At 72.4% G+C, this 18,701-nt stretch carries 15 protein-coding genes and 1 pseudogene; 5 read left to right on the top strand and 11 right to left on the bottom strand.

Features of this window, described 5'->3' with window-relative positions; all coding sequences use genetic code 11:
* Window positions 1–19: 19 nt before the first annotated feature.
* Window positions 20–1,105, bottom strand: coding sequence for an NAD-dependent epimerase/dehydratase family protein (locus D581_RS0106820; protein WP_018956480.1), 1,086 nt, complete (start codon window positions 1,103–1,105; stop codon window positions 20–22).
* A 219-nt stretch (window positions 1,106–1,324) separates the two neighbouring features.
* Between D581_RS0106820 and D581_RS1000000138920 the strand changes: the two genes are divergently transcribed.
* Window positions 1,325–2,977 (top strand): hypothetical protein, encoded by a 1,653-nt coding sequence (locus tag D581_RS1000000138920; RefSeq protein ID WP_158688581.1) that lies wholly within the window; start codon window positions 1,325–1,327, stop codon window positions 2,975–2,977.
* Window positions 2,978–3,044: 67 nt separating this feature from the next.
* On the opposite strand, the gene D581_RS0106810 is transcribed toward D581_RS1000000138920, so the two are convergent.
* The 3 genes from D581_RS0106810 to D581_RS0106800 form a co-directional block, all read right to left on the bottom strand.
* Window positions 3,045–3,815, bottom strand: coding sequence for an alpha-ketoglutarate-dependent dioxygenase AlkB (locus tag D581_RS0106810; RefSeq protein WP_018956478.1), 771 nt, complete (start codon window positions 3,813–3,815; stop codon window positions 3,045–3,047).
* The gene (locus tag D581_RS0106805) at window positions 3,799–5,028 is read right to left on the bottom strand and encodes a hypothetical protein (RefSeq protein WP_018956477.1); all 1,230 of its coding nucleotides are present in this window, start codon (window positions 5,026–5,028) and stop codon (window positions 3,799–3,801) included. The genes D581_RS0106810 and D581_RS0106805 overlap by 17 nt, the downstream gene beginning before the upstream one ends.
* A 77-nt stretch (window positions 5,029–5,105) precedes the next feature.
* On the bottom strand, window positions 5,106–5,510 hold the full coding sequence (locus D581_RS0106800; protein ID WP_018956476.1) for a MerR family transcriptional regulator: 405 nt from the start codon (window positions 5,508–5,510) through the stop codon (window positions 5,106–5,108).
* A 462-nt stretch (window positions 5,511–5,972) separates the two neighbouring features.
* On the opposite strand from D581_RS0106800, the gene D581_RS0106795 reads away from it, so the two are divergent.
* A complete protein-coding gene (locus tag D581_RS0106795; RefSeq protein WP_018956475.1) occupies window positions 5,973–7,463 on the top strand; it encodes a SulP family inorganic anion transporter in 1,491 nt (496 codons plus the stop codon).
* Between the two features lie 175 nt (window positions 7,464–7,638).
* Window positions 7,639–8,394, top strand: a complete 756-nt coding sequence (locus tag D581_RS0106790) for an alpha/beta fold hydrolase (protein ID WP_018956474.1) — start codon at window positions 7,639–7,641, stop codon at window positions 8,392–8,394.
* Window positions 8,395–8,470: 76 nt separating this feature from the next.
* Here D581_RS0106790 and D581_RS0106785 read toward each other — a convergent pair whose 3' ends face one another.
* From D581_RS0106785 to D581_RS0106770, 4 genes are all read right to left on the bottom strand, one after another.
* Window positions 8,471–9,904 carry an MFS transporter gene (locus D581_RS0106785; RefSeq protein WP_026290279.1) on the bottom strand — a complete coding sequence of 478 codons (1,434 nt, stop codon included), beginning with the start codon at window positions 9,902–9,904 and terminating at the stop codon, window positions 8,471–8,473.
* Between the two features lie 163 nt (window positions 9,905–10,067).
* On the bottom strand, window positions 10,068–11,342 hold the full coding sequence (locus D581_RS0106780; RefSeq protein ID WP_018956471.1) for an MFS transporter: 1,275 nt from the start codon (window positions 11,340–11,342) through the stop codon (window positions 10,068–10,070).
* An 81-nt stretch (window positions 11,343–11,423) separates the two neighbouring features.
* Complete coding sequence (locus tag D581_RS0106775; RefSeq protein ID WP_018956470.1) at window positions 11,424–11,954, bottom strand: carboxymuconolactone decarboxylase family protein; 531 nt, start codon at window positions 11,952–11,954, stop codon at window positions 11,424–11,426.
* Window positions 11,955–12,066: 112 nt separating this feature from the next.
* Window positions 12,067–12,897, bottom strand: a complete 831-nt coding sequence (locus tag D581_RS0106770; RefSeq protein ID WP_018956469.1) for a hypothetical protein — start codon at window positions 12,895–12,897, stop codon at window positions 12,067–12,069.
* 301 nt (window positions 12,898–13,198) lie between these two features.
* Between D581_RS0106770 and D581_RS0106765 the strand changes: the two genes are divergently transcribed.
* Window positions 13,199–14,095 carry an oxygenase MpaB family protein gene (locus D581_RS0106765; protein ID WP_018956468.1) on the top strand — a complete coding sequence of 299 codons (897 nt, stop codon included), beginning with the start codon at window positions 13,199–13,201 and terminating at the stop codon, window positions 14,093–14,095.
* Between the two features lie 38 nt (window positions 14,096–14,133).
* Complete coding sequence (locus D581_RS0106760; RefSeq protein WP_018956467.1) at window positions 14,134–16,347, top strand: serine/threonine-protein kinase; 2,214 nt, start codon at window positions 14,134–14,136, stop codon at window positions 16,345–16,347.
* Between the two features lie 111 nt (window positions 16,348–16,458).
* Here D581_RS0106760 and D581_RS1000000139430 read toward each other — a convergent pair.
* From D581_RS1000000139430 to D581_RS0106750, 3 genes and pseudogenes are all read right to left on the bottom strand, one after another.
* Window positions 16,459–16,788, bottom strand: a pseudogene (locus D581_RS1000000139430) (acetylxylan esterase); the annotation flags it as partial.
* A gap of 61 nt (window positions 16,789–16,849) precedes the next feature.
* Entirely contained in the window at window positions 16,850–18,001 is a 1,152-nt protein-coding gene (locus D581_RS0106755; RefSeq protein WP_018956466.1) for an SGNH/GDSL hydrolase family protein, read from the bottom strand.
* The gene (locus D581_RS0106750; RefSeq protein ID WP_018956465.1) at window positions 17,998–18,642 is read right to left on the bottom strand and encodes a DUF1565 domain-containing protein; all 645 of its coding nucleotides are present in this window, start codon (window positions 18,640–18,642) and stop codon (window positions 17,998–18,000) included. Before D581_RS0106750 ends, D581_RS0106755 begins: the two co-directional genes overlap by 4 nt.
* Between the last annotated feature and the right edge of the window lie 59 nt (window positions 18,643–18,701).

The raw sequence follows: 18,701 nt of genomic DNA, 5'->3' as shown, positions 1-18,701 counted from the left end.
GCGGTTCCGCCGGTGCGCGTCACTCGTCACCGGCCGCGTCGGCGAGCCAGCGCGGCATGGCCTCCGGCGTGGCGAGCAGCCACCGCACATACCGTTCCACACCCTCCCGGACCTCGATGCCCGCCTGCCAGCGCAGCAGTTCGCGGGATCGTTCGGTCGACGCGTAGCCGCCGAGCGGGTCCCCGTCGGGCCGCGGGGTGACGATCTGCCGGGCGCCGGGGAAGTACGGGGCGATCAGGTCGGCGACCTCACGGACCGATGTGGGCCGGCCCGTACCGACGTTGACGGTCTGCTCGGCCATCCCCTCCTCGATCAGGGCCAGCGCCGTGGCCTCGGCGACGTCGTCGACGTGGATGAGGTCGCGGACCTGGTCCCCTCCTCCGTTGAGCCTCATGGGACGGCCCAGGTGCGCCTGGAGGGAGAGCCAGGGCACCATCCAGGAGTGGCTGCCCGGCTTGGGGATCTGGGGCTCGCCGTACACCGAGAAGTAGCGCACCACCGCGTACTCGGAGCCGCTGGAGGCGCCGAGCATCAGCCGGGTCTGGTGCTCGGCCCAGAGCTTCGAGTTGGCGTACACGGACACCGGGTGGAGCGGCTGGTCCTCGTGAAACACCTGCGGCCCCCCGGCGGAGGGCACGCCATCCCCGTATACGGAGGCCGAGGAGACCATGACCAGCCGGCGGACCGGGTGCCGGGCCACCTGCTCCAGGACGACCTGCGTCCCTTCCACATTGGCCCGGAAGGCGATGTCCGGGCGGCGGGTGCAGGCCGCCACATCCGCGTAGGCGGCCGCGTGGACCACGAAGTCGGCCTCGCGCAGCAGCCGGCCCACGGTGTCGGCGTCGCGCACGTCGCCGACGACGAGCCGGGCACCACCGCGCGCCACCCCGAAGGTCTCGTGCCCGGACTCGGGGTAGGCGTCCATACGGTCCAGGACGGTGACGGCCGCCCCCGCCCCGTGCAGGAGCCGGGTCAGCCTGCTTCCGACGAGGCCGCCCCCGCCGGTCACGACGACGCGGGCGTCGCGGAGCTTGTCGAGCCGGGACCGGACGGTCTCCTCCGTGGCAGCGGTGGTGGTGGCGGTCGAGCGGGGTAACGCGGGCATGAAAGCCCCTTTCGGGCATCGGGGGAGAGGCATGCCGACCGGTCGGGGACCACGGCGGGCCAGGTAAGCATCCACGGGCACGTCGTCCGTCTGCCAGGGGGCCATTTCGGCACTCTTGCGGGCTGCCGACACCCTCCGTACTGTCCGGATCCGGCCGCCGGGCGAGGGTTCCGGACGGACGCCCGACGGGGACCGGCGGATCGGATCGAGGGAGGACGTATGGCACGTCAACGACTCAGCGCGGTGGTCATGACGCATCCCAGGCGCCGTGAGGCAGCCGAGGAACTGGCCCTGAGCGCGCCTTCAGGGCTGATGAGGGTCGTCATGGACCCCGATCCCACCGGGACCCCCTCAGTCCTGCGCACCGCGCTCGCCGCATGGTCCGCGATCGAGGAAGGGGCCACACATCAACTAGTGGTACAGGACGACATGAGGTTGTCCGAATCCTTCTTCGAGCGGGTCCGGGGCGCGATCGAGGAGCACCCCGACGCGGCGCTCGCCCTGTTCGCGCTCTGGGACTCCCGCAACGGGGCGGCCGTGCGGTTCGGCACACTGGCGGGCGCCCGCTGGGTCGGCGCCGTCAACGAGTACTTCCCGTGCGTGGCCATCGTACTGCCGCGCCCGGTCGCCGAGGGTTTCGTCGGGTACGGCAGGGAACGGCTCGGCGGCTGGCCCGACGACATCCTGATGCACCGCTACCTGCGGGCCGAGGGAGTACCGCGCTACGTCGCCGCCCCCAACCTCACGGAGCACGAGGACCGCGGCTCGATCTCCGGCAACGCCTTCCGCGGCCCGCGCCGCTCGGTCTGCTTCCTGCCGGGCGACCGCGCCGGGGAGGAAGGCCGGACCCTCGACGGCCTGACGGTGCTCCCGTTCTTCAAGTACGGTGCCGCACGCTGCGCGGTCCGGGTCACGGGCCCGGGCCCCGAACGCTGGCTGCACCTGGACGCGGAGCAGTACCTCCGAGGGGTGGGACTACCGACCGCTCTCCTGCGCCCGCCCGGCCACAGCCAGGTCGCCCCGGACGTCCGGGGCACCTGGCTCACGGCCCTCGCCACGGGGTTCGAGGCGGCCCGCGCGGGACTGCCCGAACCGCCCGTGACATCGGAGGCGTACGCGGAGGCGATCGCGACGATCGGCCCCGGCGGCATCAGCAACACCAGCACGGAGGAGCACATCGCGGAGCGCCGCGCACCGCTGGCCGACGTGGCGCGACAGGCGCTCATGGCCGGGCGCGAGGCCGCTTCCGAGCGCCGCCCACGTGCCCGACGGCAGGGCGGCCTGATCTGGCGCGGGGCGGCGACCCCGCTCGGCGAGCATCTCGTACGCAGGCTGGCCGACCGAGGCGTGCGCTCCGACGCCGTGATCGACCTGACGCGGCTCCACTCCGCCGAAGCGAAGGTGACCGTCCGTCCGCGGAACGCTCCTGCCCCGTACCTGCTGGACGTCGGCGAGGTCTACGGCCCCGGCTGCTCGCACCGCACCCCGATCGGGCGCATGGTGTGGGACGCGCTGCGCAGCCGCCCCGTCACCGTCGAAGGCGACCCCGACGCCGAGGTCCACCCCGTCTACGTCCACGACCTGGCGGACGCGATCGAGGCCGTCCTGCGCACCCGGCCGGCCCGGCGCGACCTCGTGGTCGTGCCCGAGAAGCCCTGCACGGCCGTGGAGTTGGCCCAAGCCGTGCACGACTCCGTGCGCCCTGTGCCGGTACGGGCGGCGTCGGACGGCGCATCGCCGTGGCGTAACCCGGTCGAGGCCGTTCGGGTCCCCGCCTGGACTCCGGCGACGGCGCTGGGCCACGGGCTGCACGCCTTCGCCCAGTGGCTCGCCTACGAGGGCGTCCTGCTCGACTCCGCCAACGCCCTCTGACCCGTCTGCCGCCATGACCCGGAGCCTGTACGCCCGCGGGAAGGTCCCGGCTGCCGGGGCCGAAGCGTCAGACGGGCGGCATCAGGTCGCTCTCGCTGACGGTGTACGTCAGCGAGGGGTAGACGAAGTCCGTTTCCCTGTTCTCGCGGCGTCGCAGCCGGTAGAACTCGCCCCTCTGCTCCTCGTCGGCCGACGTGAGGCGCACACCCTGCGGGAGGTGCGCCTGACCGTCGCGATGGAGGACGAAGGTCTTCGACGTCCGAAACGTCACGCCCAGCCAGAGGTTGTCAGCCGCCCCGGAGGGATTCTCCAGCACGATTCTGTGCCTGAGCCGTCTGTTCGCGGCGACGGAGAACACGACGACACCGTGGTGGCTCAGCGGGATCTCGAACTTCTCGTCACCGGAGTCCTTCGATTCGAAGATCAGCTTTCTCGGAGGGCCCGCTTCGGGACGCAGATAGCAGGAGAAGACGGCGATGAACGAATCGTCGGCCAGATCGAGCGCCTGGTCCGAATGGCTGCCCATTTTCGTATAGGCGTTCGTGTAGCTCTCGATGAGAGCGTTGTTGAAGCCGACCGGAAGCGCCGCGCGTTCCTGGATGTGCCGCGCCAGCCGTTCGTGCACGGCCCGGAAGCGCTGCGTCGGGCTGCTGTACCGCGTGGTCGTGCGGACGAGCGGAACACCGCCCGCCTCGTCCGTCCTCGTGAGCACGGCGCCTCGCCGGCCCTTGCCCAGCTCTTCCAGCTGGGCCGATGCGGACAGCTCCGTGAAGGGACTCGTCTCGATCGGCAGATCGTACGTGAGGATGTCATCCGAAAAACTAGACCCGGGGGGCAACGTAGTCTCCCGTGTTCATGCTGAAGAGGAGTTCGTCGCCGTAGTCGATGAAGGACGAGGTCCTGTTCTCCTCGGCGTACAGCTTGCGCAGATCGTCCAGCCCGGCCGGTGTGGGCGGTTCCATCCTCACCAGATCCCCGTCCACTTCGAGGAACGTGTGGCCGTCCCTGTGCACGGCTTCGGTGCTCGAACAGCGCACCACGTACCCCAGGCGGGTCGGGAGCAACCCGGCGTCCAGCGCCGAGGGCCGGATCTCGTGCGTGTACAGGCGGTTGGTGGACAGCGGCATGAAGAACACGGAGCCGGGATAGAGGGTCACGTCGAACCGCGAGGGGAGCGGGGTCCCGTCGCGTTCTTCGGCCGTCTCCTTGAGACGGAAGCGGAGCCGGGTCAGCCCGCTGACGCCTCTCACGCCGTGGTCGAAGGCGTCATCGGCCAGCGGGCGCAGGCTGTCGAGCCGGTCGTAGAAAGTGCAGAACGCCATGATGCCGTTGACGGGCATGTCCTTGGTCTTGTCGGCGTGGGCCGAGATCTTGGCCTTGGACTGCTTGCGCTCCGCCGTGGCAAGGGTGTTGTGGTAGATCTGGGCGAGGACGTGATTCAGCGGAGCATGGTCCCGGAAGACGGTGGCCGCCTCGCGGTTCAGCGCCTCGACGATGCGTGTGTCGGTCGGGCGGAAGCCCTCCGTCGGCCCCGAGAGGTTCGTGGAGCACCGGAGCAGGCGGAAACGCAGTTCGTCGCCGTTCCGTGTGACGGGCGTCAGGTAGATTCCGCTGCGATGCGCTGTGCCGGGCTTGGTGGACTCCGTCAGGGACTGGAACGCGTGTTCCGCTTGGATCCCTTCGAAATGACCGGCGTCGAGCCCGAAGAAGCGGCGGTAGTACACGCCGACTCCATGGACGCGGAGGGGGACCCGGCCGATGCCGATGAGGGGCCAGGGCCCGTCGACGTCCTCGTGGTACCCGTGCGACAGCTCCCGGACGACGAACACCCGGGCGGCGGAGCGCAGGCGGCGGCCGCCGAGCGCGGATATGTCACCGCACAGGTAGACGGTCCTCCCGGCGAGGTCGGTCGCCCCGGAGGCGAGCTCCTCGGGCGTGATGACGGAACCGAAGAAATTCCTGATCGCGTCGTCGTCGTGCGACACCGAAGGTGCGACCAGGATGTTGCTCGCGTCCTCGATGGGGGCTTCCGTCAGCTCTGGTGTGCGCATCAACCGGTACCTGTCCTCTTCGCGGGACTTGATGGTCTGCTCGAAGCGGGAGACACGGCAACGGTCCCCGCCTCCTCCTACGGTGCGGCGTCGCCGTCCCAGCGGGCGCGGAGGGTGGCTTCGAAGTCCTCGGCCCGGGCGAGCTGGACGCGGAGCTTCTCGACCTGCTCGGCGGCGGCCTGCTGATAGCCGCGCACCCGGGCCAGCAACTCCTCGCGCCGGCCGGTGTCGAGCAGGTCGTCCCCGTCGAGCCGGTCGGTGGCGTCGAGCAGTTCGCGCATCTGGTCCAGGGTGAAGCCGAGCGGCTTCATCCTCCGGATGACCATGAGGCGGGCGACATCGGTCTCGGTGTAGAGGCGGAACCCGCCCTGGGACCGGGCGGAGGGGACGACGAGGCCGGTCTCCTCGTAATGACGGATGGTGCGCAGGGAGAGCTCGGTCCGTGCGGCGACCTCGCCGATCTGCATGTGCTTGCCGTCCACGCCGGTGCCCCTGGCCTCTCTCGTCCCCGGTACGTTCCCGGATCGTCCCCACCGATGCCGCCCCTGGGGCAGCGCCCTCCGTCCGGGCGCTCCTCAGTCGATCTCTACCCTAACGTCAGGGTAGAGTTGCCGGAGGTGAGGCCGCGTTCCGCTGCCCGTACCGCCGTGTCGGGGCCGATGAAGCCTCCGGCGAAGGTCCGATTGTCTCAGGAGAACAGCGTGCGCGAGCCCATGACGCCCGGCGCCGCGCTCTGCCCGCCGTGACGCCCCGATCCCGGGCGTGACCGCGGCCGCACCGCAGCGCGGATCCGCGTCCGTCCCCACCCCCGGTCTTCCGGCTCCGCGCTCACGGAGCCGCCCGCGGGGGCCGCCCGGCGCCCCGTCATCTCCGCGCACTCGCCCGTCGACCGGGCGCGCCCGAGCAGGACAGGTCCCTCTCCCTTGTCTTCCGCTGAATCCGCTGTGTCCCCGGCCACCCGCCTGCGCGACCTGAAGCCCGACTGGCTGTCCGACCCGAAGGTGTGGCGTACCGAGGTGCTGGCGGGACTGGTCGTCGCGCTGGCGCTGATCCCCGAGGCGATCTCGTTCTCGATCATCGCCGGAGTCGATCCCGCGATCGGTCTGTTCGCCTCCTTCACGATGGCCGTGGTGATCTCCGTCGTCGGCGGGCGGCGGGCCATGATCTCCGCCGCCACCGGTGCCGTCGCCCTGGTGATCGCACCGTTGAACCGTGACCACGGCCTCGGCTACCTCATCGCGGCCGTCATCCTCGCGGGCGTCTTCCAGATCGTCCTGGGGGCGCTGGGCGTGGCGAAACTGATGCGGTTCATTCCGCGCTCGGTGATGGTCGGCTTCGTCAACTCCCTGGCCGTCCTGATCTTCATGGCCCAGATTCCCGAGATGACCGACGTGCCCTGGCCCGTCTACCCCCTGATCATCGGCGGCCTCGCGCTCATGGTGTTCTTCCCGAAGATCACCACGGTCGTCCCGGCCCCGCTCGTCTCCATCGTCATCCTCACCGTGATCACGGTCGGCGCCGCCATCGCGGTGCCGACCGTCGGCGACCGGGGCGCCCTGCCGACCTCCCTGCCGGTGCCGGGCCTGCCCGATGTGCCGTTCACTCTCGACACACTCACGACGATCGCCCCCTACGCGTTCGCGATGGCGCTGGTCGGCCTGATGGAATCGCTGATGACCGCGAAGCTGGTGGACGACATCACCGACACCCACTCGAACAAGACCCGTGAATCCCTCGGGCAGGGCGTCGCGAACATCGTCACCGGCTTCTTCGGCGGCATGGGCGGCTGCGCCATGATCGGCCAGACCATGATCAACGTAAAGGTGTCCGGCGCCCGCACCCGCCTCTCCACGTTCCTGGCGGGCGCGTTCCTGATGGTGCTGTGCATCGTCTTCGGCCCGGTCGTCTCCGACATTCCCATGGCCGCGCTGGTGGCCGTCATGGTCATGGTCTCCTTCGCGACCTTCGACTGGCACTCCATCGCGCCCAGGACCCTCCGGCGGATGCCCGTCGGCGAGATCGCCGTCATGGTGATCACCGTCGCCTGCGTCGTGATCACGCACAACCTCGCCATCGGCGTGGTCGTCGGCTCCGTCACCGCCATGGTCATCTTCGCCAGGCGCGTCGCCCACCTCGCCGACGTCACCGCCGTCACCGACCCCGACCGCACCACCGTCGTCTACCGGGTCACCGGTGAACTCTTCTTCGCCTCCTCCAACGACATCGTCGGGCGGTTCGACTACGCGAACGACCCCGACCGGGTCGTCATCGACCTGAGCTCGGCCCACATCTGGGACGCCTCCTCCGTCGCCGCTCTCGACGCCATCGAGACCAAGTACGCCCAGCGCGGCAAGACCGTCGAGATCACCGGCCTCAACGACCCGAGCGCGCGCCTCCACGACAGGCTCACCGGAGAACTGGTCGCCGGCCACTGAGCGGACGCCCCCGGGGGAGCCGGCTGCCGGCGAGCGCGCTGCGGCCGGACCGGACTCCGCCGCACGAACGGTGGCCCTCCCCGTGGATCCGGTTCGCGGTCCCGGCCCGGGGAAGGGATCCGGTGCGCGCCTCGCCCCGCGCGCCCGAACGTCCACGACCCGGGAGGAACCCCGTATGAGCATGCCGCACCGTCTGACCGGTTCCGGCGACCACAAGGTGCTGGTGCTCCACGACTGGTTCGGGACCAGCTCCGGCTGGGGCCCCTTCCTGGACTGCCTGGACGGCGACACCTTCGGCTACGCCTTCCTCGACTACCGGGGCTACGGCGATCGCAAAGCCGTCGGGGGCGCGTACACGCTCGCCGAGATCGCCGACGACGCCCTCGCCCTGGCCGGTGAACTCGGCTGGGAGAGCTTCTCCCTCATCGGCCACTCCATGGGCGGCAAGGCGGCCCAGCAGGTGCTGGCACAGGCTCCGGGGAGGGTGCGCAAGCTGGTCGGCCTGGCGCCCGTCCCCGCCGGCGTCTATCCGCTGGACCGCGACGGGGAGGCACTGTTCTACGGTGCCGCGCACGACCGTGACAAGCGACGGGCCATCGTGGACCTGGTCACCGGTCGACGCGCGCCCCGGGTATGGCTCGACCTGATGGTCGACCGCTCGCTGGAGTGGTCGACCCGCGAGGCGTTCGGCGGTTACGTGAAGGACTGGGTCACCGCCGACCTCACGGAGCGGATCACCGGCAACCCCGTTCCGGTCAAGGTCGTCGTCGGCGAGCACGATCTCGCCCTGACGGCCGACGCCATGCGCGCCACGTGGCTCAGCCACTATCCGAACGCCGAACTGGAGGAGATCCCGAACAGCGGCCATTACCCGATGTACGAGACTCCGCTGGCCCTGGCGACCAGCGTCGAGACGTTCCTGCGCGCCTGAGCCGACCGCCCGAACGCGACCGCCCCGTAGGGGCCGGCCCGGCGGGCCGGCCCCTACGGGTTCGAGCGTCGCCCGCCTAGACGGGCTGCTTCTCGCCGGGGGCGGAGTCCTGGGCGGGTGTCCCGCGCAGGGTGAGCAGTGACGCGGCCGCGCCGACGGCGGCGAGGGCCGCCGCTCCGATGAAGGCGGCGGAGAACCCGTTGGTGAGTGCTTCCGGGTTGCCGAGCTCACGGGCGCCGTACGCCGCGGACACGGCCGTCATCGCGGCCAGTCCGAGTGCGGAGCCGACCTGGTAGCTGGTGTTGACGATGCCGGAGGCGAGACCGCCCTCCTCGGGGCGCGCACTGGACAGCGCGGTGCCGAGGGAGGGGATGAACGCCAGCGACATGCCGGCCGCGGCCAGCAGGGACGCGGGCAGGACGTCGACCCAGAAGGTGCCGTCCGCCCGGGCGAACGACAGCCACAGCATGCCTGCCGCGAGGGCCAGCAGGCCGGTGACGATCAGCGGCTTGCTCCCGAAACGGGCCATCAGACGGGGCGCCAGGACGATCATCATGATCATGATGGCGACCGTCATCGGCAGGAGGGCCGCGCCCGAGGCGAACGCTCCCAGCCCCAGGACCTGCTGGAGGTACAGGTTGAGGAAGAACCACATGGGGATCCACGCGGCGGCCATCAGCAGCTGCGCGATGTTCGCGCCGGCGAGGTTGGGGGCCTTCCAGATGCCCAGCCGCATCAGCGGCTCGCGGCGCTTCGACTGGATGGCGACGAACGCGGCGATCAGCGCCAGGCCGGCCAGCAGGACGAGCCAGGTCTCGGCCGAGCCCCAGCCGGTTTCCGGGGCGCGGACGATGGCGTAGACGGCGGTGGCCAGTCCCACGGTGACGGTGGCCGCTCCGCCGAAGTCGACGGATCCGCGGCGGACGGGGGAGGAGGGCATGACCCCCGGGGTGAGGGCCAGCACGATCAGGGCGATCGGGATGTTGATGTAGAACACCCAGGGCCAGCTGGCGTACTCGGTGATCACACCGCCGAGGAAGACGCCGGCGGTGCCGCCCGCCGGGGCCGCCGCGCCGTACAGCGCCAGCGCCTTGGTCAGTTCCTTGGGGCGGGAGCCGAAGAGCATCATCAGCAGGGTGAGGGCGGACGGGGCGATCAGCGCGGCGCCGACGCCTTGCAGGGCGCGCCCGGTCAGCTCGACCCAGATCTCGGAGGCGAGGCCGGCGACCAGGGATCCCCCAGCCATCACGATCCACCCGGCGACGAAGATCCGCTTGGCGCCGAACAGGTCGGAGAGCCGCCCGCCGAGCAGGAGAAGCCCGCCGAAGGCGACGACGTAGGCGTTGAACACCCAGGAGAGGCCCTCGGGGGAGAAGCCCAGGTCCGTCTGCATCTTGGGGAGGGCCACCCCAATGATCGACGTGTCCATGATGACCGTGAACTGGGCCAGGGCTATGAGGACGAGTGCCGTCCAGCGGCGTGGACTGGGAGGGGCGGACGAGGTTGACATGACTTACTCCAATACGGGAGGGGGGTATCTCGCTTCGCGTGAGCAATATACCCCCTAGGGGTATGGCGAGCTGCTGTCGGGGCCGATCGGATACGGCTGTCGGGGGATGGCGCCCTTGGCCGGCCTCCGTCCGGGCCCGTGCGACGTCGGCGACCGACAGGACCTACGCGGCCTTGGAGAGGGTGGACCGGTCCGACGGGCGTTCGGCCGGGACGGGGGTCAGGGGCGCGGGCGCGGCTCCTCGCCCGTCGTGGCGCGGCCACAGGAGGAGAGCGCCGATCGCGCCCGCGGCGGCGAGCGCCGCGAGGACGGACCAGGCGGCGGCGAAGCCGGTGCTCGTGCCGAGCCATCCGGCGATGGGGTAGGTGATCAGCCAGGCGAGGTGGGAGAGGGAGAACTGGGCGGCGAAGACCCCGGGGATCGCGTTCGGTTCGACCGAGGCGCGCAGGATCTTGCCGGTCGGGGTGATGACCAGCGCCATGCCGATGCCGATCAGGGCCCAGACGATCGCCGTACCGGTCCAGGTGGTCAGTCCGGCCGCGGCGAGCGTCACGGCGGCGGCCGTGCCGCCGACGAGGACTCCCGCGCCGGTCACCATGACCGTCCGGGCGGCGACCCGGTCGAGTACCCACGGCAGGACGAGGGCGGCCAGCAGGGTCCCGCCGCCGGAGGCGGCGAGCATCCACGCGACGGCCGACTGCGAGCCCCCGAGCTCGTCACGGACGTAGTTGACGGTGTTGACGACGACGATCGAGCCCGCCGCCGCGACCGCGAGATTGAGTGCCATGACGCCGCGCAGCCGCGGTGTCCCGAGGAAGGTCCTGATCCCCGCCGTCGCCCTGTCCCACGCCCGGGTGTGGGAGCTGGGACGGGCCTCGGGGATGCGCGTCGACAGCACGAGCAGGCCGGAGAGGAGGAATCCGGCGGAGGTGCCGAGGAACAGCCGGTCGAAGCTCAGGAACGCCAGGGCGACCGCTGCGAGGACGGGGGAGAGGAGGCTCTCCATCGTGGAGGCGACCTGCGAGGCGGACAGGGCGCGTACGTAGTCGGACTCCTCGGTGACGATGTCGGGGATGACCGCCTGGAACGTCGGGGTGAACGCCGCGGAAGCGGCCTGGAGCAGGCCGACCAGGAGGTAGATGTGCCAGATCTCCGTGACGAACGGCAGCGCCAGGACCACCAGGGCGCGCACCGCGTCGAGGAGGGTCAGAAGGATTCTTCTGGGGAGGCGGTCGACGTACGCGGCGGCGACCGGGGCGATGACCACGTACATGACCATCTTGATGGTCAGGGCGGTGCCGAGGACCGCACCGGCGCTCGGACCGGCGAGGTCGTAGGCGAGCAGCCCGAGGGCCACGGTGGCCAGCCCGGTGCCGAAGAGGGCGATGATCTGCGCGCCGAACAGACGGCGGTAGTCGCGGTTGGCGAACAGGCGCATGGCGTGTTCCTTCCGGGTCCGTGCGGCGGGGCGCGGCCTCGCGCCGGAGGCCGCGCCCCGCGGGGGGAGGCGGGGATGTCCCTACGCATCGGCGCCGCTCTCCGGAGTGAGTCCGGCCAGCAGGTTGAAGGCGCCGGTGAGGACGTTGAGTGCGACGACGCCGACGACGTCGGCTATCGCGCGGTCGCTGTAGCCGTGCTCGCGGAGCGCGGTGACCTGGGCGTCGGTGATCGACGTCGGCTCGCGGTGGACCTGGAGGGCGAGGGCGATGATCGCCGCGATCCCGGGGTCGTCCGAGGTGCCCGCGCGGGCACGCTCGATCTCGCCCTCGTCCACTCCCGTCCTGCGAGCGGCGCCGACATGGGCGTCCAGACAGAGCCGGCAGCCCTGGAGGGTCTGGACGGCGATCGAGATCCGTTCGCTGATCCCACGGTCGAGCTTGGCTCGACCCATGGCCCGGCTGAGCTGCAGATAGCCGCCCAGGACGGCGGGGGAGTGCGCCATCGTGGAGACCATGTCACCGACCTCGCCGTGCCGGGAGACCAGCTCGGCGAGGAGGTCGCGCGAGGCGCCGACCGCTGTGTCGGGGGTGAGTCGGGTCAGGCGGGGCATGGTGGTCCTTCCGAAGGGGAGGCTGTGGTGGAGGGTGGCGGGGCGCTCGACGGATCGAGCGCCCCTCGGCGGGCTGTGCGGCCCGGCCGGCCGGTGACGTTCCCGCGGCCGGTCAGTGGTGTGCGTGGCCGCCGTGCTGGCCCGACTGCTCGGACGCCGCCCGGGGCGCCGCGTCCGGGCCGGGGGCGGTCGCGGTGGTCCGTACCGTGAACTCGGCCGTCCGGACGACGTCCTCGTGCTGGAAGTCCAGGTAGAGGCGGTAGACGCCGCCCGTCGGCGCCGCGGCCATGAAGGTGATCCCGGGCCCCGGCTCGGTGACGCCGTCACCGGGCTCGCCGTCCGGATGGACGTGGAGATAGCCCAGGTCGCCGACCCGCAGCGCCACCAGGTGCCCGTACGCCCCCAGGTAGGGCTGCAGATCGGTGACCGGCCGGCCGTTCCGGCTGACGGTGAGCGTCAGGTCGCTCGCCGTGCCGGGCAGGAGCTCGCCGTCGAGGGTGACGGTGTACTCGCCGACGTGGGCGCTGCGCGAGCCCCCGGGAATCGGCTGTGGGGCGTACGGCCCGGCGACCGAGGCGTCGATGCCCAGCGTCATGGTTCCGCCGTGGCCGACCGGGTGGATGTCGGCGAAGAACCTCCAGTCTCCCGGCTCCAGGGTCAGGTCGACGCTCCAGGTGCCCTTCCCGTCCATCACCGGGTGCACGTGCTGGAAGCCGGTCGTGTCGCGCCGGACGGCGATGAAGTGCAGCTTCTTCTCGTGCTTGGGCGTGAATTCGGTCACCGGCCGTCCGTCCGGACCGGTCACCCGGAAGGCGACCGTCCGTACCCCGGCCGAAAAGACCGTCGAGTCGAGTTCGAGGGTGTACCCGTTCTCGGAGACCGACAGCCCACCGGGACGGGCACCGCCGTGGGCGGTCATGTCGTGGCCGGAATGGTTGTTCATCGTGACTCCACGTGTGTGATGTGCCTTCGGGGTCTTCTTTTCCGTCCTGGGGACATCCGCCATAACAGCATACCCCTGGGGGGTATTCCAGTGGGCGCGCTGAACATGACCTCGTGGGCGCGCTGAACATGACCCCGCACGGACCGCGAACCGCTCGGCCACCGAGCACGGGGCCGAGCCACCGTCCGCCCCGCCCTGCCGGAGACGCCCCTCCCCGACGTACCATCGATCCCGGCCCCGGCCCCGGTCCGTGCGCGGACCGGCGCCGCCCCGTGCACCGCCGAGCCGGAGGTACCCGCGGATGAACGAGGTCTCCCCGCCGCGACCCGACCCCGGCCTCTTCGGGCCCCGGTCGGTCACCTGGCAGCTGCACGGCGACCCGATGATGTGGATCGCGGGCATCCGCGCCCTCTACCTCCAGGCACTCCACCCGCGCGCCGTGCGCGGTGTCACCCAGAACTCCGACTTCCGCCGGGACGCCTGGGGCCGGCTCATGCGTACGGCGTCCTTCGTCGGCACCATCACCTACGGCACCACCGACGCCGCCGAACGGGCGGGCGCCCGGGTCCGCCGGATCCACCGCATGATCGAGGCCACCGACCCGGACACCGGGGAGACGTACGGCGTCGACGAACCGGAACTGCTGCTCTGGGTGCACTGCGCCGAGGCCGACTCCTACCTCCAGGTCCAGCGCCGCTCCGGCTACCCCCTCACCGACGCCCAGGCGGACCGGTACATCGACGAACACCGCACCGGCGCCCGCCTCGTCGGCCTCGACCCGGACCGGGTGCCCGCCACCACCGCCGCGCTCGCCGCCTACTTCGACCGCGTACGCCCCGAACTCGCCGCCGGAGCCGAGGCCGCCGACGTCGACGACTTCCTCCGCAGCCCGCCCGTGCGCCCCTGGCTCGTTCCGGCGCGCGCCCTGGTGTGGCGGCGGGTGGCGGCGCTGGCCTACCAGTCCCTGCCCCCGTACGCCCACGAGCTGTACGGCCGGCCCGCCCCGCCGCCGGCCACCGTCGACCGGCGGCTGCGCGCCACCGGCGCCGTCCTGCGGGCGATCCCGGACCGGGTGCGCTGGCAGCTGCCGCCCGGTCATATTCTCGGGGCGATGGCACGGCTGGGGCCCGACAGCCGCCCCGCCGCGTACCGACTCCGCGGACCGGCCGCCATACTGGACGGGCCGGGGAGGGCATAGCGCCAGCAGCGGGGAACAACGGGGGCGGGAAGCGGCACATGGCGGACACCAGGCTGATCCAGAGCCGGTACCGACTGCTCGAACTGATCGGGCGCGGCGGCATGGGCGAGGTGTGGCGCGCCCGCGACGAGTCGCTGGGCCGTCAGGTCGCCGTCAAATGCCTCAAACCCATGGGCCCCCAGCACGACCGGGCGTTCACCCGCATCCTGCGTGAACGCTTCCGGCGCGAGGCCCGGGTGGCCGCCTCCCTCCAGCACCGGGGGGTCACCGTCGTGCACGACTTCGGCGAGCACGAGGGCGTGCTCTACCTCGTCATGGAGCTGCTCGACGGGCACAACCTGAGCCAGCTGCTGGAGGAGAACCAGCAGCACCCGCTGCCCGTCGACCATGTCGTCGACATCGCGGAACAGGTCGCCGACGCCCTGGGCTACACCCACCGGCAGGGCATCGTCCACCGCGACCTCAAGCCCGCCAACATCATGCGGCTGACCGACGGCACGGTGAAGATCTGCGACTTCGGCATAGCGCGCCTCGGCCACGACATCGGCATGACGTCCCGCCTCACCACCACCGGCCTCGCCATGGGCACCCCGCACTACATGTCGCCCGAGCAGATCAGCGGCAAGGAGGTCGACCACCGCAGCGACCTCTACTCACTGGGCTGCGTCCTGTACGAAATCGCCACCGGCGTACCGCCGTTCGACCAGGACGACGCCTGGGCCGTGCTCGTCGGACACCGCGACACCCCGCCGGAACCGCTGCGCACCCACCGTGCCGACCTGCCGGGCTTCCTCGACCGCGTCGTCCTCGACCTGCTCGCCAAGGCCCCCGAGGAGCGGCCCGTCGACGCGGGCGACCTGCGCCGCCGCATCGTCCTCGGCCGGACCGGGGAACAGCCCGCGCTCGGACCGGGACCCCTCGCCCTGTCCGGCGCCGGGCGGCCGCCGGCCCCGCGCACGAGGGCCCTGCCCGCCTGGACCCGCTCCATGACCGCCGGACACCGGGCGACCGGCGCGACGGGCCCCGGCGTCCAACAACCCGACCCGGCCGCCGGGCTGACGGGCCGGTGGACCACCGGCACCCCGCATTCCGCCACCGCCCCGCACTCCGGCCCCGCCGCCCCAGGGCCGGCCGGGCCCCCCGTTCCCGATCTCCTCGCCACGCTCGACGGCCGTCACGGCGCTGGCATCGACCTCGGCCGCCTGGGCCGCTGGGAGGAGGCGGGCGAGGTGCACCGGGAGGTCGCCGCCCAGCGTGGCCGCGTCCTCGGCCCCGACCACCCCGACACCCTCGCCAGCCGTTACGAACTCGGCCTCACCCTCAGCCGCACGGGCCGGGCCGAGGAGGGGCTGCGCGAGTTCGCCCGGGTCGCCGAGGGCCGCGAACGCGCCCTGGGCGCCGACCACCCGCAGACGCTCGCCGCCCGCCAGGCGACCGCCCACGCCCTGGGCCGGCTCGGCCGGCACGCCGAGGCCCACCAGGTGTACGGAGAGGTCCTCGCCGTCCGCGAACGCGTCATGGGCCCCGACCACCCCGACACCCTGCGCTGCCGCCACAACATGGCGTTCAACCTCAGCAGGCTGGGGCGGCCCGAGGAGTCCTGGCAGCTGGCCCGGGAGGTCGCCGACGCCCGCGCCCGGCTGCTCGGCCCGACGCACCCCGACACCCTCACCACCCGCTACGAAGTGGCGTACACGCTGGGCAGGCTGGGCCGCTGGGCCGAGGCGCTGGACACCTTCCAGGACGTCGCCAGGGCCCGCGCGAGCACCCTGGGGCCCGATCACCCCGACACGTTCGCCGCCCGCTACGAGGCCGGCATCAGCCTCGGCCGGCTCGGCCGCGACGCGGAGGCCCTGGAGTTGTACCGCTCCCTGGTCGCCGACCGCACGCGGACCGCGGGCGCCGCCGACCCCGAGACGCTGCGCGCCCGCCACGGCCTCGGGGTCAACCTGGGGCGGACGGGCCGTTGGGAGGAGGCGCTCGCCGAGGCGCGTGAGGTCTGCGCGCTCCGGGAACGCACCCTGGGACCCGATCACCCGGACACCGTGATCAGCCGCCGGGAGGTCGCCGCGGGGCTCGGCTGGCTCGGCCGGTGGAGCGAGGCGCTGACGGCGTACCGGGAGGTCGCCGCGGCGCGCGCCCGGGTGCTGGGCCCCGACCATCCCCAGACGCTGGCGGCCCGCGACGACGAGGCGCACTGCCTGGAGCGGCTCGGACGGTCGGCGGAGGCCGCCGGACCGCACCGCACCTGACCCGCACGCCCGCCCAAGATCGCCCGGGACGCCGGCAGCGGCGCCGCCCGGCGTCAGCGGGGCCCGGCCACAGCGCGGCGACGGCCGCCCCGGGCCGGTGACGCCCGCAACGTCGTCCCGCAGCCCGGCGACGGCCGGCGCGAGCCCACCGCCCTGGCTGCCGCCCAGGACGGCGACCCGCCCGGCGTCCACCGCGTCATGGGCCTTCGCCGCGTCGACGGCCCGGACCGCGTCGGTGATGAGCCGCCGGTAGTAGTGCCGGTGGGGGTCCTCGATGCCCCGGGTCAGGAAACCGGGCGAGGACGAACCGTGGCCCTCGGGCCCGATGTCCGGGGTGTCGGCGGTGTTCCTGCCGCCGCCGCTGTCCATCACCAGGTGCGCGTAGCCGAGCGCGCTCCAGGTCGGCCACGCGTACGGGATGCCCCGGCCGCCGTTGTGCATGTCGAACAGCAAGGCTCTAGCTCCACTTCAGGGTGAGGTCGAGGGTCGCGCTCACGTCGGCTCACAGAAGGTGTCGGCGGTCGACGGCGGCGGCGATCGCCGCGTGACCGGAAGGGCCCGGATGCAGACCGTCGCCGCTGTCGTGGGCGGGGAGCATCCGGGACGGGCGGGCCGGGTCGCGCAGCGCGGCGTCGAAGTCGGCCACACCGTCGAAGATCCGCCCGGTGCGCACGGCCCGGTTGATGTGCCCGCGGACCGCGTCCAGCTCGGGCGACCAGCGGGTCCACCCCTCGAACGGGGTGATGGTGGCGCCCACGACCCGCAGCCCGGCGCCCCGGGCGCGCAGCGCCACCTGCCGGTAGCCGGCCAGGACCTGGTCCGGACCGCTCTGGCCCGGCGGCTGCTGGAGGTCGTTGACGCCCAGGTGGACGAGGACCGTCCGCAGTCCCGGCAGCCCGAGCACGTCGCGGTCGAAGCGGGCCTGGCCGCCGGGCCCGAAGCGGACGTCGTCGAGCAGCAGCCGGTTGCCGCTGATGCCGAGGTTGGCGACGGCCGCACCGGGCAGCCGCCGCGCCAACTGGTCGGGCCACCGCAGATCGGCGTCGTCGGGCGTGCCGACGCCCTCCGCGATGGAGTCGCCGAGCACCGCGATCACCGGGCCGCGCGCCCCGGTGGTCTCCACCCCGGTCAGCAGAAGGACCGACCGGGTGCGCACCCAGTCGACGGTGTGCCAGGCATGGGTGTTGCGGTGGAAGGAGAGCGGACCGGTCGGGCCGGGGACCCGGGTCCGCACCTCCAGCCGCGCCCCGTCCGCCACCCGCAGCCCCGCGACGGGGTCACTGGTCAGACTCGCGCCCGCCGCCAGCCACTCCTGGCTCCGCCCGGCGAAGGTCACCGGGCGGCCGTCCGCGGTCACCGGTCCGACCAGCACAGGCGCGGTCCCGAAGGTGTTCGCGTACCGCAGCCGGACCGCTCCGCCCGCCGACAGCCGCAGCACGGCCGTGCAGTCCCCGTCGGTCAGCCCGGCGTACGCCACCGGGTCGGCGGCGGTCGGCGCGGTCTGGGCGGTGGCCCAGGAGGCCGTCCAGCGTGAACGCGCGGGGCCGGTCGTCCCCGCCGCGCGCGCGTCCGTCGCCGTGGCGGCGACCGCCGCGGCCCCAGCTGCCGCCGCCGCGTACAGAACCCCGCGTCTCGCGGGCCCCCGGCCGCTCACTTCGGGCACACACCGGTCGGGTCGTAGGAGCTGCCGTACGTGCCCACGGCGTCGCCGCCGGTGTTGCCGCTCATGGTGTTGGAGCAGACGGGGCCCTGCGGGGTGCGCATGAACTTGATGCCGCCGCCCGCGTTGCCGGTGATGGTGTTGCCGTAGACGGAGGTCGCGGTGCCGTCCGTCGCGGTGTCTCCGCCGAGCCGGACGCCCGCGCCCACGTTGTCGTGGACGGTGGTGTTGTGGTGGATGCGGTTGTTCCAGCTGATGTCCGCCCCCGCGTCCGGAGCCCCGTTGGAGCCCTGCTGCTCGGGGGCCGTGCCGAGGATGACCCGGGCGTCGCCCGCGCCCTTCACCACGGCGTTCGACGGACCGGTGATGGTGACCCCGGCCCGAGCGGTCACCACGTGCTGCCGGTAGGCGCCCGGGGCCAGGTTCACCACCGCGCCCGACGGGGCCAGATCCACCGCCTTCTGGATCGTGGCCAGCGGAGCGCCCGCAGACGTACCGGAGTTCGCGTCGCTCCCGGACGGCGACACGTAGTACGCGGTCGCCGCCTCGGCCGCGGCCGACGGCGCGGTCACGACGAGCGGGGCGAGGCCGCCGACGAGTGCGGCGGCCAGGGCGGTGCGCGGAAGTCGGGTCATGGGGTGGGCCTCCTGTAATCGGCGAAGGACAGGGCGAGCAGGACCGGAACGTGAGGGCG

It is taken from the genome of Streptomyces sp. CNB091 (genome assembly GCF_000377965.1).
This window is presented reverse-complemented; position numbering and strand designations above follow the sequence as displayed.

Coding starts and splice junctions, on each gene's coding strand:
- D581_RS0106820 (WP_018956480.1), bottom strand. CDS start 1,105: ATGCCCGCGTTACCCCGCTCGACCGCCACCACCACCGCTGCCACGGAG.
- D581_RS1000000138920 (WP_158688581.1), top strand. CDS start 1,325: ATGGCACGTCAACGACTCAGCGCGGTGGTCATGACGCATCCCAGGCGC.
- D581_RS0106805 (WP_018956477.1), bottom strand. CDS start 5,028: ATGCGCACACCAGAGCTGACGGAAGCCCCCATCGAGGACGCGAGCAAC.
- D581_RS0106790 (WP_018956474.1), top strand. CDS start 7,639: ATGAGCATGCCGCACCGTCTGACCGGTTCCGGCGACCACAAGGTGCTG.
- D581_RS0106785 (WP_026290279.1), bottom strand. CDS start 9,904: ATGTCAACCTCGTCCGCCCCTCCCAGTCCACGCCGCTGGACGGCACTC.
- D581_RS0106780 (WP_018956471.1), bottom strand. CDS start 11,342: ATGCGCCTGTTCGCCAACCGCGACTACCGCCGTCTGTTCGGCGCGCAG.
- D581_RS0106775 (WP_018956470.1), bottom strand. CDS start 11,954: ATGCCCCGCCTGACCCGACTCACCCCCGACACAGCGGTCGGCGCCTCG.
- D581_RS0106770 (WP_018956469.1), bottom strand. CDS start 12,897: ATGAACAACCATTCCGGCCACGACATGACCGCCCACGGCGGTGCCCGT.
- D581_RS0106765 (WP_018956468.1), top strand. CDS start 13,199: ATGAACGAGGTCTCCCCGCCGCGACCCGACCCCGGCCTCTTCGGGCCC.
- D581_RS0106760 (WP_018956467.1), top strand. CDS start 14,134: ATGGCGGACACCAGGCTGATCCAGAGCCGGTACCGACTGCTCGAACTG.
- D581_RS0106750 (WP_018956465.1), bottom strand. CDS start 18,642: ATGACCCGACTTCCGCGCACCGCCCTGGCCGCCGCACTCGTCGGCGGC.